Here is a 16,340-nt window from a genome sequence, read left to right as displayed (position 1 = left end):
CAACAAGGAAAGAGGAACTCACAATGCTCTGGTACGTTATTTTATTAATTGGTTTGTCCTGGCTCCTTCAAAGCTTTTTTGGTTTTATGCAAATTAAGCACTTTAACAAGAAATATGCAGAAATGCGGCAGCTTGGCCGAGTAGCCATTGGAAAAAAAATCGGGCTTTTTAAGGCAGGAACGGTTGTTATGTTTGCGATTGACCGAAGAAACAATATTTTGAAAGCAACAAAGATGCAAGGAGTAACCGTTCTTTCGCGAGTTAGAACATTAAAAGGATTTGAAGGCAAGAACCTTTTGCACCTTGGTGAAGAAGATTTTCATAAAGTCAATAAGCTTACTCGATTAGCGATAGAAGATGCTTTAAATAGCTATCATATAATCTCTAAAGGAGGTGAGTTAAAGGTTAAGAAAGGCTGGATTGATTTACTTTTATCTAAGAAAAAAATAAATAATACGAGGTGAATGATATGGATTGGCTTGTACAAGCAGCAGACGGATTCATGAATTTATTTAGAGCAGGTGCCGAAACCTTTGTGGATTTAGTAACAGGTATTGTCCCGCTTCTAATCATGCTTTTAGTAGCAATGAATGCACTTATTCGATTGGTTGGGGAAGAAAAGGTAGAACGTATTGCGAGAAAATCAGGAAAAAATCCATTTACACGCTATTTTATGCTTCCAGTTGTGGGAACATTCATGCTGGCTAACCCGATGACATTGTCATTAGGAAGATTTTTACCGGAAAAGTACAAGCCAAGTTATTACGCCGCAGCTTCTTATTCCTGCCACACGCACAACGGGCTTTTCCCGCACGTAAATCCAGGTGAACTGTTTGTATTCTTAGGTATTGCCGCTGGGATTACTACACTTGGGTTTGAAACCACAGAACTGGCGCTACGCTATTTCTTGGTAGGTATTTTTACAAACTTCTTAAGAGGCTGGGTAACAGACCTGACAACCCATTTTGTTGCCAAACAGCAGGGTGTAAAACTGAAAGAAACAGTAGATTTATAAGGAGGGGAAAATAATGGCCCAAGCAGCAACAACATATAATCCAATAATCGTTGAAGCAGGACCAGGCGGATTTGGCGGTCCTTTAGTGATCACACCAACAGAAGAAAAAAACAAAGTAGTTTATGTAACAGGCGGCACAAAGCCGGATATCGCAGATCGGATCGCGGAGTTAACAGGGTGTGAGTTAGTAGATGGCTTTAAAACAAGTGTCCCTGAGAATAAAATGGCCTGTGTCATCATTGACTGTGGCGGAACACTCCGCTGTGGGCTTTATCCGCAAAAAAGAATTAACACGATCAATATCATGCCGACTGGAAAAAGCGGCCCGTTAGCAAAACACATTACTGAAGACATTTATGTTTCTGGTGTAAAGCCTCAAAACATTCAGCTGCATACAGAAGGTGCTGCAACACCATCTGTATCCGAAAACAGCTCTGCTAACGGACAAACAGAAAAAAACACTTCTAAACCTAAGTATAGCGCAGACAAGAAAATTAGTGAACAGCAAAAGCCTAAAGGCTTATTAGCCAAGATTGGTATGGGGATAGGTTCTATTGTAAATGTCTTTTACCAGGCCGGCCGTGACGCGATTGATACGGTCCTTAGAACGATTCTGCCGTTTATGGCATTCGTCGCCATGTTAATTGGTGTAATCAAATCATCTGGAATCGGCGACGTGTTTGCTAGCTATTTATCGCCATATGCAGGCTCTTTACCTGGCCTTCTTTTGATCTCGCTCATCTGCTCATTCCCATTACTGTCCCCTTTCTTGGGTCCGGGAGCAGTTATTTCGCAGGTAATCGGAACGTTGATTGGTGTGGAAATTGGAAAAGGAAACATTCCTCCGCATCTTGCGCTGCCGGCTCTTTTCGCGATCAACTCGCAGGCAGCAGCTGACTTTGTTCCAGTGGGACTTGGTTTAGCAGAAGCAGAATCAGAAACCGTTGAAGTCGGTGTGCCATCTGTATTATATGGACGCTTTTTAACAGGAGCACCAACCGTGTTTATTGCCTGGCTTGCCAGCTTTGGCCTATACGAATAAACAAAAAAACAAAATTCTTATACCAACATAGATAACCAAAAGTGGAGGCGTTTTATATGCAAACAATTTATGAAACTAAAATTAACGGATTAGGATCCGATGTGTCGGCTTTTCTTGGAGAAAAAATGTTTATCTTATTTGGTGCAAATGCTCCAAGTGAGCTGGCAGACTACTGCTTATTAATTGATGTAAATGAAATTAATGGTGAAATTGAAAAAGGCGATACTCTTGTATTAGGTAACCAGCAATACACGATTACTGCTGTAGGAGATGTAGTGAAAAAAAATCTAGGTTCTCTCGGCCACATTACTTTAAAGTTTGATGGGTTAGAAACAGCGGAATTACCAGGCACCCTGCATCTTGAAGAATCAGATATTGAAGTGCCTGCAGCAGGAACAACTATTCAAATCACAAAAAAATAATACAGCTAAATTTTAATCTGCAATTCAATAATAGGGAATTTCTCCTGATGTATTCAGCGAAAATCCTCTGAAAATTATTACAGTAAGAATAAACAGAAACAACATAAAAATGTATCGGAACATAATAAGGAGGAAATAGAATGAGTGAATCATGGCTTCAATTAGAAGGTAAGGTAGCAATTGTGACTGGCGGTGCCTCTGGCATTGGTGCGAAAATTACAGAAAGTTTGGTAAGCAACGGCGCGAAAGTAGTGGTTTCTGATATTAATGTAACGACTGGTGAACAAGCAGATGGTACATATCATATTCAATGTGATGTAACTAATAAAGAAAGCGTCGAAAACATGGTTGCAAAAACAACTGAAGTATTAGGAACGGTTGATATTTTAGTCAATAATGCAGGGGTCAACCTGCCGCGATTGTTGGTAGATGCTCGGGGTGAAAAGCCAGAATACGAATTGAATGAAAAAGACTTTGACTTCATGGTTGCGATCAATCAAAAAGGTCCTTACCTTTGTGCTCAGGCAGCTTCGAGAGTAATGGTGAAGAACAATAAAGGCGTAATTATTAACGTTTCTTCAGAAGCAGGCATGGAAGGATCAGCTGGGCAAAGTGCTTATTCGGCAACAAAGGGAGCCGTCAATGGCTTTACCCGTTCTTGGGCAAAGGAATTAGGAAAATTCAATATCCGCGTTGTGGGAGTGGCCCCTGGAATTAATGAACAGACAGGCTTAACAACAGACGCTTATAATGAAGCATTGGCTTATACACGTGGCGTAACGGTAGCGGGTCTTAACACAGATTATAGTAAAGCTATTCCACTTGGACGCCCTGGTAAGTTAAATGAAATCGGTGAACTGGTTACGTATTTAGCATCTGAACGCGCAAGCTATGTAACAGGGACAACCGTAAACATTTCAGGTGGGAAATCCCGCGGATAATAGGAAAAACTTTTAGAGAGTGACTGAGAAGTTGCTCTCTCTTTTTAAAGAGGTGGAGACATGTTATTAGTGATCGATTCAGCAAATACTGAAAACATTAAAAAACTTATTGAATTTTTTCCGATAGATGGAGTAACGACAAACCCGACCATTATAACCAAGGAAAATAAGCCTTTTCTGCCATTAATAAAAGAAATCCGCTCTATTATTGGGGAAGAAAAAATGTTTTTTGTCCAAGTACTGCAGGAAAAAGCAGAAGAGATGGTAGAAGAAGCTTTATATTTAAAAAAAGAAATCGGCGGGAATATGTACGTAAAAATCCCTGTTACTGTGGAAGGTATTAAAGCCATTAAACAATTGAAAGAGCAGAATATTAAAACACTGGCTACGACCATTTACACGCCTATGCAAGCCTTTGTAGCCGCCAAGGCAGGGGCAGATTTTGTTGCACCTTACGTAAACCGGATCGATAATTTGTCAGGAAATGGTGTTCAAGTGGTAAAAGAGATTGTCCATATATTTGAGCAGCATCAGCTTCCTTGCCGTGTGTTGGCCGCCAGCTTTAAAAATACACAGCAAGTTCATCAAGTGTGTTTAGAGGGTGCTCACGGTGTAACGGCGGGGCCAGATGTTATTGAATCTTTGCTTTCGCACCCTTCTACTGAATCAAACGTTAAACAATTTATTCATGACTGGAAGCTTTCATACGGGGAAACAAGTGACAGCTTGTTAAATACTCACTAAAAAGCCAGTCTAAAGAGCGTCTATTTATAAAGATAGGCGCTTTTTCTTATTTATTCTTATCTTAAAAGTGGTGAAGAACGATGGAGTTAATTGCGATAGACTTAAATGGTACGTTGCTAAATAGAAGAAATACAATCAGTAGAAAAAATGTTGAGGCAATTAAGTGGGCACAAGAAAAAGGAACAGAAATTGTTATCGCTACAAGAAGAGCTTATTTTGATGTACAGTCGATTCTGGCCAGAAATGGAATTTCTGCCTGGATTATAGGGGCTAATGGTGCAACTATTCATAGCTCTCAAGGACAGTTGCTTTTTGAAAAATCTCTTGAACAACGGGATGCAGAAGATATTATTCATTACATCGACAAAGAAAATATGTACTATGAAATATCATCTCGCGAAGACATTTATACAGTAAAATCAAAAATAGATTTATTAACAATTGAAATGTATAAATTAAAAAATCGAAATCCAAAAATAAATTTGCGAAAACTAGAGGAAGTAGCTGAAAGACAATTTAGCCAGAAGAACGTTCACCTGTTTTCAACTACTGAAGAAGCGTTAGAAAAAGCCAAGAATTGTTATGCGCTTTTCGGCGTTTCTTTTCATACAGAAAAATTAACGCACGTCTTAAAGGGCTCCAAGAAAAGAGAGACTGTTACAGCTCTCCGTTCAGGAAAGTACTTATGTGAATTTACACATGCTGACGTTTCAAAAGGTAATGCGTTGAAGCATATAGCTTGGAAATTAAATGTATCAAATGACAAGATTGCGGCTATAGGAAACGATGAAAATGACTTTTCTATGTTTAATTTTGCTGGCATGGCAATAGCAATGGGGAATGCGGATAAAAAAGTGAAATCTTCTGCTAGCTATATAACAGCATGTAATGATAAAGACGGTGTAGCTCATATTATAAGACACTTAATAAAAGAGTAAGAATATTGAGATGTAAAGTTGCTGATTAAAGGTGGTAAGTAACAGGAGAATGAAGTGTCTCAAAATCTTACTCAAAATCTATACTTCCTTATTTCACATATATAGACGCTTACACTCTAAATGTTAGTTATTATCATTATATGCTAAATTCAAATATATATTATCAAAATATGTATCACCATAGTTTGCAGTCGATAAGGATACAGAGCATAGCCTTTCTGTAGAAATATATCGAGCGCTTAATGACTACAAAGCTATGTGTAAGAAGCCACATAGCTTTTGAAGAAGGTTTTTCACTTGTTTAATAAGGAAACAGGAAATAGATAATTATAATGTTAAGGTATGAAAATAAAGAGCTGACTTAGAAAAGTCAGCTCTGCTTTTGATTGAGTACTTGAAAATGATTACCTCGGTCTTTTTCGCTTTTATATACTTCTTCCAGGATCTCTGCAGCAATGTCCTGCATACTTTTACTGGTCTGTTCTCCTTTTTTCCGTAGCCAATCCTTAATATCCACGGAAAGAGAAACCGACAGCAATTCCTCCTCCGACTCAATGCTGAGTGCCTCATATTCTGGTACAAACCGCACACGTCCTTGCTTAGCCGAACGTTTAATAAAGTCCGCTAACTCATCCGAAACACCATTTAACCGGGTATCTTTCATATGAATCACCCATCGGTCCTTTAACCGCTCCATATACAGATTGGCCGCAGGAACCTGCTGATAAAGCAGATCCATTACTTGATAGGTGAGGGAATAGACTGCTGGCAGATTGAGCACTGCGTACCCAGGTTTCGTACTGCGTTTGCCCATCCCAATGGAATAGTCAGGTGTTAACCTATGTGTATAGATGCCTTCCATATAGCTGAAAGTGTCATCCGTTCCCGGTACAATAAAATACCAGTCCCCTAAACCTTTGCGCATAAGTCTTGCTTCCGGAATAGAAGGAGAAGAAAAGCGCTGGTATACCGCTTCTTTTGCCTTTTTATTATAGTATTGCCGCTGGGAAAGCCGATCTTCCCAAATTTTCTTTTCATGCAGCTCGCTGAATTCTTTAAGGTCGCTTTCTTGAATCAGTGGGATGACTCGCCCTCTTATTTGTCCTTCAGAGGCAGGAAGAAGACCTTCTTTAATATAAGCCACAATAAAATTCCGGTTCGTCTGCAGATATTCTGCCGCTTGGTTTAACGTTAATCCTTCCGGCGTTTTCGGCATCATTTCGATAAGCCGCTCAATTTCTTCTCTAGAAAAAAGCAGCCCTTGGTGACCTCCCCACGGATCCTCCACAGGTTTTAACTTTCCTTCCTGAACATACGCATGGACTGTAGAAACAGATCGGCTAATCATCTCTGCGACTTCCTTTGTTGAATAGTATTTTTCCTGTTTTATTTGCATGATTTTATCCTTTCTTCAAAAAAGATTTATGTACGTACACTGTGTATGATGGGTATAACAGGATTTTATTTTGTGCATACTGATCTTGTTTCGTACTCATTACTTTAAAATCCAACTCCTACGCGAAACCATTTCTGCAGTCAGGTTCAAACCTGACTGTTTTTAGTTTTGAATACTTTGTTCCTTCACACGGGTCTACGCAACTAACATGTAAAATAGTCCACACTTCGAATAGAAAATCCAGAAAGGCCCCATTCCATCCTTCTATCTGCTTCTTTTCTATATCCCTTCTTATTTCACAGCGCATATGTATAGTAATGTTTTTCTTTTCTTATCTCGATAATTGAACATATAATTTTAATCTTATCTTTTAACAACCAAAATAATTTTATCATTTTTACTGTTTTTGATCAATTTAATAATTTTATTTTAAATATGTATCATATGTATTTTTAAATAAATATAAAAATTGAAACAAAGAGACCATTTTTTTTACTAGTTTCAACTAAATAAAAAATGATATTTATCAAAAAATGATATAATTAAATAATAAGATGAATTATAAAAATGAAATGGCACTAAATAAAAAGGGCTATAAGTATAGATTTTCTCGGATGATCATTTAATTACATGCAAATAGACATAATTACATAGAACAAAGATTGAAATTTACTGTAGGTAAAAAAGAGGGAGCATTCATCCGGAGAGATAGGAGGAAGACATATGTTTGAACTTAAGCCAATCAGCCAGCCGCTTTTTCCGGCTGACTGGACGGAAGCAGCCGTGCAACTGCTTGAACGGATAGACCGGGCTGAAAAAGAAAACGAAGATCCATTTTTTTATTTCGATGACAGGGACGCGCTTCATTACTACTTATACCGCAGTATAAACCTGAATAAGGAAGCCGAGCGTTCGGACCGCACGCTGAAAGAGTATGAAAGGGAGCTGTCCCAAATGATCCGGAACATGATGCAGTTTCCTCAGGAAATCGGGCTGGATATTGAGCAGATTGAAGAAGGATCCTTATTTAAAAGTTTGTCTCCACGGCACCTGCGGCGTTACCAGACCTGGCTTGCGGAAGAAAGCCCGCGTGTAAAAACAAAAGGACCTTATTCAGCGGCAACTCTTGCACGTAAAACGACCATCCTTAAGAGTTTCTTTCGTTTTTTGCACGAGAATCGCTATCTCAAGCAGCCGATTCACCAAGGTTTGCGCCCGGCAACGGTTCGGAAAGATGACCGGCCGAACCGTGACCTGGGACCGGGTGAAGTGATTCAACTGCTCGACTATTATCAGGACCGTAATCCCATTATGTTTACTTTGATTCATATATTGGTGGGAACCGGCATGCGGAATGATGAGCTATGCCGACTAAAGGTATCGGACGTCCGATTTGATCCAATCCTTGGGGGCTTTTATCTGCATGTAATCGGAAAAGGGAACAAACAGCGGGATATTCCGCTTCGAGACAAGGTACTGGACAGCATTGTGCTATACCGGAAAACCCGGTTTCTGTCGGCTGATTTCCCCAGCAATAGTGATGAACCTTTGTTTCCGAACAGCCGGTGGAAAGCATTCCGCCCATCTTACTTTTCGACGATGTTAGGGGATGAAATTGAGAAGGTGCCGATCTTATCGATTCAGGCGCGGAAAAAGCGAATTACACCACACGAGTTTAGACATAGCTTTGCGATTATTAGCTACATGAACAACAGTGACGTGTATGCGATTATGCGTGCACTTGGCCATGAGAAAATAGAGACAACGATGATCTATTTGCAGAAGATTATGGAGCGGGAACAGCATGTGGTTCATCAATGGAAAGATAACACGTTGGGAAAGTATATATAAATAGAAGAAACTCGGTAAGAGGGAGAGCTAATAGCCTCCCTCTTTATACTAATAGTAAATCTATTAAGTGGCTATTTTTCATAAACAATTTCATCAAAAATAATGACCTTAACATTTTAAATTCTTTTTTATATAGTTCAAATGATTGTTTTAGGGTAGGTGTTTCTGATATATCAAATTTTCCTTATGGATTTATAACATCAAGCTCTATTTCTTTTTGGATTCTAAAATTGATGAATAAAATTTGTACATATTCACTTTGAAGTGAGCCTTTGTAAGTAATCAATTGGAGATTTCATCTTGGTGAATCTGGCGGTTAAAAGATGATGGAGTCAGACCGTATCCATTAATAATGGTTCGTTTCGTTTTTTTATTCTGGTACAGCTGCACCATTTGTTTTTTGAACTCGGGCATGAATATGCGACGTTCTTGCTTTATTATAGTTGGAGCTGCTCATCTGTTTTAGGTCGAGTGTACATGATCTTAATTTTTCTATCCAGATAAGCATAGGTGCTCCAACCAAGATTCTTTTGAAGGGGAGTCACTATATCAAAAGGGAAAAGATTCAAAAGGTATAGCAGAATAGATTCTATTCCAATGGGAAATTTAAAAAATAAAACTAGAAGAACCAGTGGGCGTTTCTTTACCCCTGATATAAACTCTTTCATGACCATTCTGATTTGTTTAATGGCTATATGCAATTTTAAAAAATTGCGATAAAATATTTCTCATCTGATACCAACCTTTTTACATATATCCTGGAACAAAATCACCACTAATTTAGTAAACTGTCACGTATAATTTATATTTTTTAATGAACACCTAAAATTTAACCTCTGATTTAATTTTATCCCATTCCGATTTAATATGTTTTTTAATACCCTCTTCAAATAATGCAAATTCAATTTTTAATATACATAATAGAAACCTTTTATTATTTATAAAAATTAATTGATCTGTATAAGTAATTCCTTTTTTATTCAATTCCATTTTCAAATCAGAATATTGGGTAATAGTTTCGTCAAAATAATAATCGTGAATGCTTACTAAATTATTAATTTTTATAAGTAGCTCTCTTTCATTTGATCGAGTATCATTAAGTTGATATTCAATAAGGTTTTTTAGACTATATAACTCTTTCCGGTCGATAGGCGCTTCTGGGTTAGTTAAAAAGTTATAAATAAGTCCATTGAATTTCGATGAGTTTATTTTTAAATTCTTCATCGATTCGATCCTTTCTTTAGTAACTGAATTTGAATAAACTGTATTTCGGTTAATTTTAATAGTGAAAAATAAAGTCGCTATTGCAACCATAGCAGTAATCAACGTAGTAATTAAAGATATCTTTTGAGCATCTGCTAAATTTACAAAACTTTGAAACATAAAACAATCTCCTCATCAATTTATTAATGATAAAACACTTAAGGGGTAAATACTATGAATATGAATAAAACTCCGGTTTTGAATCTTTATAAAATTAAAGAAAAAACAAAAATCTCATCTATTAAAGTTAAATTATTAGAAATTCATAGAAATCCACATCATAAAAGAATATTTTACAATCAACTTTTTCCAAGCTCTACAGTAAGTCCCCCATTCTTATTTAGAAACCAAAAATCATCTATTGCTTTCGAGATGGAATGGTTAATACAATGGATTTCCTTTTATAAAAACTCCATTCAAGAATTCTTACATTTAAAAGATATGTACACTCTTTCGTATTTTAAGTCTGAATTTGATGAGTGTAAACACATATTAGATTCAATAGAAACTAAGTTTGGTTTAAGTATCTGGTTGATAGAGAGTAAGATAAATTTATTCAAAAAAATTGATGAATCATTCCAATTAAGTGAACAATACATAGATGATTTAATCAACAGTAAAGCTAACATTTATTACAAGATATTCGGCTATATATTATTTATGAAATCAGATAATATGGTTTCACCAGCAAGGTTCGAAATAGAATTAGACAGAATTATAAATAATTGGGGTTTGATCAACTACTATGAATTAAGTGATTATATTAATTTTAAATTTTCATTGAGTGTTAATCCTGAGAGTTTAGATTTATTGGCACTTTTAAAGATCCAAGAAAATTTATCAATTATTGATAGATTCTATACATTAGTTAATTTAATCGAATGTTCGATAGATACATCAAACATAGCTCTGAATTCTAAAGTTATAGATAAATCTATCAGTACAATTAATAATATTTCTCAATCTCAGCTTACACCATACTTTAAAATAAAATCTTTAACAACATTAAAATTCCAGGATGATGAACGATTTAGTTTACTTACTAATGCATTGGACCAATACTCCGCTGGGAATTATGATCAAACAATTTCAATTTGTGAGAGTATATTAGAAGATAGTCCTTTTGAAGTAGAAATTTATGAGATATATTTAAAATCTCTTTTAACGAAAGACATTAATCATATCCCAAATGAGATAGGAGTATTTTACAAAGAAATCCTGCGTTTGATCTTAGATTATTATAGGGAAGGTGAAGAAAATTCCGAGTCATTAATAAACACACTTATTAAAATCTGTTCAGATCATATTTCAAATGAGTGGGCATGGAAGTTATTAAGTTCTTGTACTACTCTCAAGTTTGGAAATAATATACTGGAGAGTATCTCTTCTTTTAAAAAAGGATATAAATTATCACATTTTATTAAACCACAAGTCCTCTCATATTTATTTAATGAATCAATAGAACGTGATAAATATATTTCATATACTTTTCCTGCAAATAGTATTACTAGAAAAGTGCATGAAGCTTATAATTCTTTAAACATCGAATTAATTAACACTTTAGATATTGATGAAAATAGGAATTTACGATTACAAGGAAACCTTTATCTCATAAAACAAAAATACAGTCATGCATTATCATGTTTTAATAAAATTGATAATAAAAACGCTCAGATCTATGAATCAGAAATCAATATCGGTAAAGTGAAATCCTATATAGCATTAAATGAATTAGAGCTTGCAATAGATATCATAGTCAATTCATACTTCTCAGGAAACAATTTACTTTTGGAAGTAGATGTTGAACCACTTTATGCAAATTTATTAAATGATGAATATGATAATTCTAATATCAATGTTTTAGTTTTCATTGAACTTTTTTCTAAATTCATAAGTTCAAATCTCCCAATAAAAAAACATGATTTCTTAGAAGAGTTCTTGTTCTCTAATCAAATTTCTTTAATAAGTGAATTAGATTTTAATAGTGCAAAGTATGATAATCAAAAACTTATCTATGTATTAAGAGAATACTGTACAGTTGATAATATGGCTAAATATTTTTACTTTGAAAGCCAAAAACAGGTGGAAGAAGAAAGAATACAAATTTGTATTATACTCACTGAAATAGACCCAATAAATATAGAGATTTACAACGATGAAATCAAAGAAATTACTCAAAAAATCCAAATTCGAGAATATAGTGCAGCACTTGAAAAGAGTAAAATTTACGTAGATATAGATGGAATAAAAAAACAGGCTTCGCAAAAAATTGAAGAAAACTTCAATCGAATAGTTGAGTATTTTAATAGTGCGAGAAATAAAGGTGAGCCAATTATATTTACCTTTGACCGAAATTCTGAAGACACTTTAAACACAATAAAAGGAAATAGATATTCAGATATATATAATGAACTGGTTAATCAAGTAAGGGATACATTTATTTCGAGTAAAGAATACGGATTAGATGTTTATCTTAGTTTGGGAATTAGACATGGAACGATTTTCGGTCAGTTAAGAAAGATGTTTGAAAAGGATAATTTTTTAACTCTGTTTGTTTCGAGTAAGAATAGATATAAAAGAAATGATTTTTGGCTAAGTAAAATGAATGTAACTAGTCCAGATACAAAAGAAAAGATTGATGATGCTTTCCAAAAATTCAATAACAATATCGATAAATTACTATTAAATCTAAAGGATGAAACTTTACAAATTTCCACAGATATTAATAGTCTTGCTTTGTTTAATTACAACATTCCTCCAATAGAACTACTTGTAATGTTTTCAAAAGACTCTGCGGATAAGAATTTAAATTTAGACTCTTTTATAAATACAACTATAGATAAACTATGGAATATCACAGAGGCCAATCTTTTAAAAGTAAGAAGTTATTTAAAAAATGAATTTCGAGAATTATTACTGACTGAAATTAATGATTTTATCTCGTCAATTGAAAAAATTAACTTTGAAAAAAATAATTTATTACATTTAAGCGAGTTTGATCAAAAAACTATAGATTTAAAAACTGATTTAGAATATCAAATTGAAAAAGTTTCTGATTGGTTCACAAAAGAAAAAGTTATAGAAATAGATAATTTTCCCATCGACCTCCCTATAAATATTGCTTTAGAATTTATTAAAAGTATTAATGTAAACGCTGATTTTAATCCTCAATTTAAATTCGAAACCGATTTACAAATCGATGGAAAATATCTTAAATGGTTCAGTGAATTATTTATTACTATATTTGATAATATCCTGAAAAGAAGTGGGTTCAGGACATCCTTTACAATAAATTTAAAATCTTATTTAAATGAAAATAATCAACTAATAATCTCATGTACAAACCCTTTAGATTTACCTGAAGAAGAAATTACAGCTAGAAAGAAACTTTTAACTGAAAAAGCAAAAGAAATAGAATTAATAACTAATCATGAAGAATCAGATTTAATATCTCGTGCTTCTAAGGAAGGTGGCTCAGGGCTTTACAAAATAGTAAAACTTTTAAAATATGATATAAAATCGGATCTTCCTAAATTAGATTTTGGTATAACAGATGACAACTGTTTCTATATAGAAATCAAGTTGAATACAAGGGGGTTCGCAGTTGCTAATCCTAATAGTTGAAGATGATATTAATAAAATAGCTAAAATAGAGTCATTTTTAAAATCCGAATTTATCAATATTCAAATCGAAAAAGCAAATTCATACAATAGTGGATTGCGTAAAATATTGTTTAACAAATATGATTTAGTTCTATTGGACATGACTATGCCTAATTTCGATAAAACATCTTCTTCATCGGGTGGAAAATTAGTTCAATTTGCTGGTAAAGAAATATTGTCTCAAATGAAAAGGAAAAAGATTTTTATACCGGTAATAATGATTACACAATATGCTAGTTTCGGTGAGAATGATACTTTAAAAAGTTTTGATGAAATGCTTAAAGAACTTCGTGAAGAGTTCTCAACAACCTTATTGGACATGATTTATTATGAAGCAGGTAAGTCTGATTGGGAGATCGAAATAAAAAAATTACTAGAGGATTTTAATGTATGTTAGAAATTCTGTTAGTTGATGATAGTCAAGAAAAAACTAACTCAATAAAAGCTTATTTATCCAATCAAATAACTAATTGCAGTGAAATCATTGTAAAGACTAATATACGTGATGCTAGAGCAGCATTAATGGAAAAGTCCTATGATTTACTTATTCTAGATATTCAATTACCAGAATTCGAAAATACAGTTGTAAGAGCTGACGCTGGGATAAGTTTATTATCTGAATTAACTTATGAAACTAGAAATAACATTAACCGTAATAGAAGAATTCTTAACAGGCCTTCAATCATATTAGTTTTAACAGAGCACGAAGACAGCATAATGCAATACAAAGATCAATTCGATGATTCAATTTTTAGAATTGCTAAATATGATGGCTTTACTGACTCATGGCAATCTCTACTTCAGCAATGCATAGATCATATTTATGCTATAAACGAAACTGCTAGCACAAAAATGGTTAGCTATGATTACCACGTTGGAATACTTTGTGCTTTGAAAAAAGAATTAGATTTTATTTTAGAGTTAGGCTTTGATTGGAAATTATTTAGAAGTCCATCTGATTCTACTACAATTTATTTCATTACTTCATTAGAAATTAACCAAAAGAGAATCAAAATAGTATGCTCAACGCCTGATCAAATGGGAATTACGGATTCTACAATAGCTACTCTAAAAATGATTGATAATTTCAAACCCAAATGTATTTTTATGACAGGAATAATGGGAGGTATAGAGTCAAAAGTTAATATTGGTGATATTATTTTTGCAAACCCTTGTTATTCACACGAGAGCGGCAAATATATTCAATCTGAATTAGGCGCACCGGAATTTCTGCCTACTACAACGCATGTTTTACCTAGTACTAATTTACTTTCATTAGCTCAAGAACTTTCTTTCAATAGTAAACTAATGAAAGAAATTCATGCTGATTATGAAGGTTCAAAGCCTGATCATTCCCCCACTATTCATATTGGACCTGTAAGTAGTGGTAATGCCGTTATTGCAAATGAAAGCATCTTAAAAGGTATAAAAAAAAATGAAAGAAGATTATTAGGGATAGATATGGAGATATACGGTTTATACAGAAGTTGTTTACTATCCAAAAACCCTAAACCAGATTTTATAGCTTTTAAATCCGTTTCTGATTTTGCTGATAATACTAAATCTGATGAATACCAAGAATATTGCTCTTACACTTCCACTAGGATAATTGATTATATATTACGTAATATGTTAATCCAAAATCATGTTATCTAAGTTCCTAGTGTGGTGCCAGAATTCTCAAAAGGTTGATAAACTACACCTTTTTTCATTGTGTACATGAATGCCAGTTCCACTTTTGGAATCTGGCAAGTTAAAAAAGAAGGAGCAATAACAGTCTTTATGCTGTTATTGCTCTTTTTATCTATTAAGCATTTAATTTCAATGGGGTTATGGCGTTTCTTTTCACCACATTCAATGTCCGCGGCTTTCCCTGTTCCCAGGTTACGTATCCGGAAGCCTTTAAACGATCAAGATGGCCCTTTACTGTGGAAGAAGACTTTAACTCAACCGCGTCGCCTATTTCACGAATAGACGGGGGATAGTTTTTGGCACTGGCGTAGTCATCTATAAACTGCTGCATTTCTTCCTGGCGTGCAGACAGTTGTTTAAGCATACGCTTTTCTCCTTTGCAGTGCTTTTCCCGCTGCTAAAATGTTGGCCCGCTTAAATTTCCGCATTTGCTGCCTCTTCAAGCAGTAAGCGTGGATATGAATTTCATCTATTTTCCTTACAATGATACTTCGGTCTGTAATTGTATGATCATCGGCCATGTATATAAGTGATATGGGTTCTTTTTGTTCCAGCGATAGGGTAAACAAGCCATTCATTTTAACAGCCTCCTCTCTACAATCTTATTACACCGAACAAATGTTCATAATTTAACAAAAACCAAACATACTTTCGAGAAAGGAGAGGAATCATAAAAAAAGTTTTCATTGTCAGCAGGAATATTTGTTCTTATACTGAATTATATAGTATATGCGAACGTGTATTCTCGTTGAAAGGAGTTATCTTAGATGAAGAAATTGTACAATGACCGGGGAATGATGAAATGGCAGGGACTCATCCTATCCGAGCATGCTGAAATGATGGAAAGAGAAAGAAACATACCGGTGAAAACGGAGATTTTGTTTGATGAACAGCAGTTGGAGGAATTCGACCGGATCATCCATAGCTCACTCCACCTTGAAAGAGAAGTCGTGTTTAACATGAATACTTTTGGCGATCATGACCTGCTGCAGGTAAAGGGGGTTGTCTTAGAATTTTGCCGGCTGCCCGGCCAACGTCCATATGTAAAGCTGAAAGGGTACAGTTCCAGGTTTCGATTAGAGGAAATGGTGTCGATTTCATTTGCCACGGGAGACAATGAATATGGTGAAGCCGACTGATGATGAACACTTGCCACGCAGGGATATATTTTGCATTGACGTGAAATCCTTCTTTGCCGTGCGCCCATAAGGGTATATTAGTATCGCCATTAAATGGTATTAGATTAAAGAGAAATCTAATTGACTAGCCGTCTAACCTCTAGCTGAAAAGCAACAGGGAACATAGCATGACGGAAAAGCTGGTGTACTTTGAAATTAGCTAGAAGTGGGACCATGTAAACGATAAACTAGACT

Annotated in this window: 16 protein-coding genes; 12 read left to right on the top strand and 4 right to left on the bottom strand. The window is 34.8% G+C overall.

Annotated elements, in window-relative coordinates:
• The first annotated feature begins 23 nt into the window (after positions 1-23).
• From VP98_RS07860 to VP98_RS07830, 7 genes are all read left to right on the top strand, one after another.
• Positions 24-464 carry a transcriptional regulator GutM gene (locus VP98_RS07860; protein ID WP_046174844.1) on the top strand — a complete coding sequence of 147 codons (441 nt, stop codon included), beginning with the start codon at positions 24-26 and terminating at the stop codon, positions 462-464.
• Positions 465-469: 5 nt separating this feature from the next.
• Positions 470-1,015: a PTS glucitol/sorbitol transporter subunit IIC gene (gene srlA, locus VP98_RS07855; RefSeq protein WP_046174843.1), complete on the top strand. Its 546-nt coding sequence runs from the start codon at positions 470-472 to the stop codon at positions 1,013-1,015.
• Between the two features lie 13 nt (positions 1,016-1,028).
• Positions 1,029-2,057, top strand: coding sequence for a PTS glucitol/sorbitol transporter subunit IIB (gene srlE / locus VP98_RS07850; RefSeq protein WP_046174842.1), 1,029 nt, complete (start codon positions 1,029-1,031; stop codon positions 2,055-2,057).
• A gap of 56 nt (positions 2,058-2,113) precedes the next feature.
• A complete protein-coding gene (locus VP98_RS07845) occupies positions 2,114-2,479 on the top strand; it encodes a PTS glucitol/sorbitol transporter subunit IIA (protein WP_046174841.1) in 366 nt (121 codons plus the stop codon).
• Between the two features lie 140 nt (positions 2,480-2,619).
• Positions 2,620-3,420, top strand: a complete 801-nt coding sequence (locus VP98_RS07840; RefSeq protein WP_046174840.1) for an SDR family oxidoreductase — start codon at positions 2,620-2,622, stop codon at positions 3,418-3,420.
• A 60-nt stretch (positions 3,421-3,480) separates the two neighbouring features.
• The gene (locus tag VP98_RS07835; protein WP_046174839.1) at positions 3,481-4,164 is read left to right on the top strand and encodes a fructose-6-phosphate aldolase; all 684 of its coding nucleotides are present in this window, start codon (positions 3,481-3,483) and stop codon (positions 4,162-4,164) included.
• Positions 4,165-4,244: 80 nt separating this feature from the next.
• Complete coding sequence (locus VP98_RS07830) at positions 4,245-5,102, top strand: Cof-type HAD-IIB family hydrolase (RefSeq protein ID WP_046174838.1); 858 nt, start codon at positions 4,245-4,247, stop codon at positions 5,100-5,102.
• 370 nt (positions 5,103-5,472) lie between these two features.
• On the opposite strand, the gene VP98_RS07825 is transcribed toward VP98_RS07830, so the two are convergent.
• A complete protein-coding gene (locus VP98_RS07825) occupies positions 5,473-6,498 on the bottom strand; it encodes a helix-turn-helix domain-containing protein (protein ID WP_046174837.1) in 1,026 nt (341 codons plus the stop codon).
• A gap of 723 nt (positions 6,499-7,221) precedes the next feature.
• Between VP98_RS07825 and VP98_RS07820 the strand changes: the two genes are divergently transcribed.
• Entirely contained in the window at positions 7,222-8,349 is a 1,128-nt protein-coding gene (locus tag VP98_RS07820) for a tyrosine-type recombinase/integrase (RefSeq protein WP_046174836.1), read from the top strand.
• Between the two features lie 822 nt (positions 8,350-9,171).
• Here the strand turns inward: VP98_RS07820 and VP98_RS07810 are convergent.
• Positions 9,172-9,732, bottom strand: a complete 561-nt coding sequence (locus VP98_RS07810) for a hypothetical protein (protein ID WP_046174834.1) — start codon at positions 9,730-9,732, stop codon at positions 9,172-9,174.
• 54 nt (positions 9,733-9,786) lie between these two features.
• Between VP98_RS07810 and VP98_RS07805 the strand changes: the two genes are divergently transcribed.
• From VP98_RS07805 to VP98_RS07795, 3 genes are read left to right on the top strand one after another with little or no spacing between them, the layout of a single operon-like run.
• Positions 9,787-13,236: a hypothetical protein gene (locus VP98_RS07805; protein WP_046174833.1), complete on the top strand. Its 3,450-nt coding sequence runs from the start codon at positions 9,787-9,789 to the stop codon at positions 13,234-13,236.
• On the top strand, positions 13,217-13,672 hold the full coding sequence (locus tag VP98_RS07800; protein ID WP_046174832.1) for a response regulator: 456 nt from the start codon (positions 13,217-13,219) through the stop codon (positions 13,670-13,672). The genes VP98_RS07805 and VP98_RS07800 overlap by 20 nt, the downstream gene beginning before the upstream one ends.
• Positions 13,666-14,931 (top strand): phosphorylase family protein, encoded by a 1,266-nt coding sequence (locus VP98_RS07795; protein WP_046174831.1) that lies wholly within the window; start codon positions 13,666-13,668, stop codon positions 14,929-14,931. Before VP98_RS07800 ends, VP98_RS07795 begins: the two co-directional genes overlap by 7 nt.
• Positions 14,932-15,082: 151 nt before the next feature.
• On the opposite strand, the gene VP98_RS07790 is transcribed toward VP98_RS07795, so the two are convergent.
• Entirely contained in the window at positions 15,083-15,331 is a 249-nt protein-coding gene (locus tag VP98_RS07790; protein ID WP_046174830.1) for a LexA family protein, read from the bottom strand.
• A complete protein-coding gene (locus VP98_RS07785; RefSeq protein WP_046174829.1) occupies positions 15,324-15,545 on the bottom strand; it encodes a hypothetical protein in 222 nt (73 codons plus the stop codon). Before VP98_RS07785 ends, VP98_RS07790 begins: the two co-directional genes overlap by 8 nt.
• A 189-nt stretch (positions 15,546-15,734) precedes the next feature.
• Here VP98_RS07785 and VP98_RS07780 point away from each other — a divergent pair, with 189 nt between their 5' ends.
• A complete protein-coding gene (locus tag VP98_RS07780; RefSeq protein WP_046174828.1) occupies positions 15,735-16,106 on the top strand; it encodes a hypothetical protein in 372 nt (123 codons plus the stop codon).
• Positions 16,107-16,340 lie beyond the last annotated feature (234 nt).

This window comes from Domibacillus indicus (assembly GCF_000970685.1).
GTDB lineage: Bacteria > Bacillota > Bacilli > Bacillales > Domibacillaceae > Domibacillus > Domibacillus indicus.
Note: the sequence above shows the minus strand (reverse complement) of the source record. Positions and strands in the feature narration are given on the sequence as shown.

Coding starts and splice junctions, on each gene's coding strand:
- srlA (WP_046174843.1), top strand. CDS start 470: ATGGATTGGCTTGTACAAGCAGCAGACGGATTCATGAATTTATTTAGA.
- VP98_RS07840 (WP_046174840.1), top strand. CDS start 2,620: ATGAGTGAATCATGGCTTCAATTAGAAGGTAAGGTAGCAATTGTGACT.
- VP98_RS07790 (WP_046174830.1), bottom strand. CDS start 15,331: ATGCTTAAACAACTGTCTGCACGCCAGGAAGAAATGCAGCAGTTTATA.
- VP98_RS07860 (WP_046174844.1), top strand. CDS start 24: ATGCTCTGGTACGTTATTTTATTAATTGGTTTGTCCTGGCTCCTTCAA.
- VP98_RS07805 (WP_046174833.1), top strand. CDS start 9,787: ATGAATATGAATAAAACTCCGGTTTTGAATCTTTATAAAATTAAAGAA.
- VP98_RS07780 (WP_046174828.1), top strand. CDS start 15,735: ATGAAGAAATTGTACAATGACCGGGGAATGATGAAATGGCAGGGACTC.
- VP98_RS07810 (WP_046174834.1), bottom strand. CDS start 9,732: ATGTTTCAAAGTTTTGTAAATTTAGCAGATGCTCAAAAGATATCTTTA.
- VP98_RS07845 (WP_046174841.1), top strand. CDS start 2,114: ATGCAAACAATTTATGAAACTAAAATTAACGGATTAGGATCCGATGTG.
- VP98_RS07835 (WP_046174839.1), top strand. CDS start 3,481: ATGTTATTAGTGATCGATTCAGCAAATACTGAAAACATTAAAAAACTT.
- VP98_RS07825 (WP_046174837.1), bottom strand. CDS start 6,498: ATGCAAATAAAACAGGAAAAATACTATTCAACAAAGGAAGTCGCAGAG.
- srlE (WP_046174842.1), top strand. CDS start 1,029: ATGGCCCAAGCAGCAACAACATATAATCCAATAATCGTTGAAGCAGGA.
- VP98_RS07830 (WP_046174838.1), top strand. CDS start 4,245: ATGGAGTTAATTGCGATAGACTTAAATGGTACGTTGCTAAATAGAAGA.
- VP98_RS07820 (WP_046174836.1), top strand. CDS start 7,222: ATGTTTGAACTTAAGCCAATCAGCCAGCCGCTTTTTCCGGCTGACTGG.
- VP98_RS07785 (WP_046174829.1), bottom strand. CDS start 15,545: ATGAATGGCTTGTTTACCCTATCGCTGGAACAAAAAGAACCCATATCA.
- VP98_RS07795 (WP_046174831.1), top strand. CDS start 13,666: ATGTTAGAAATTCTGTTAGTTGATGATAGTCAAGAAAAAACTAACTCA.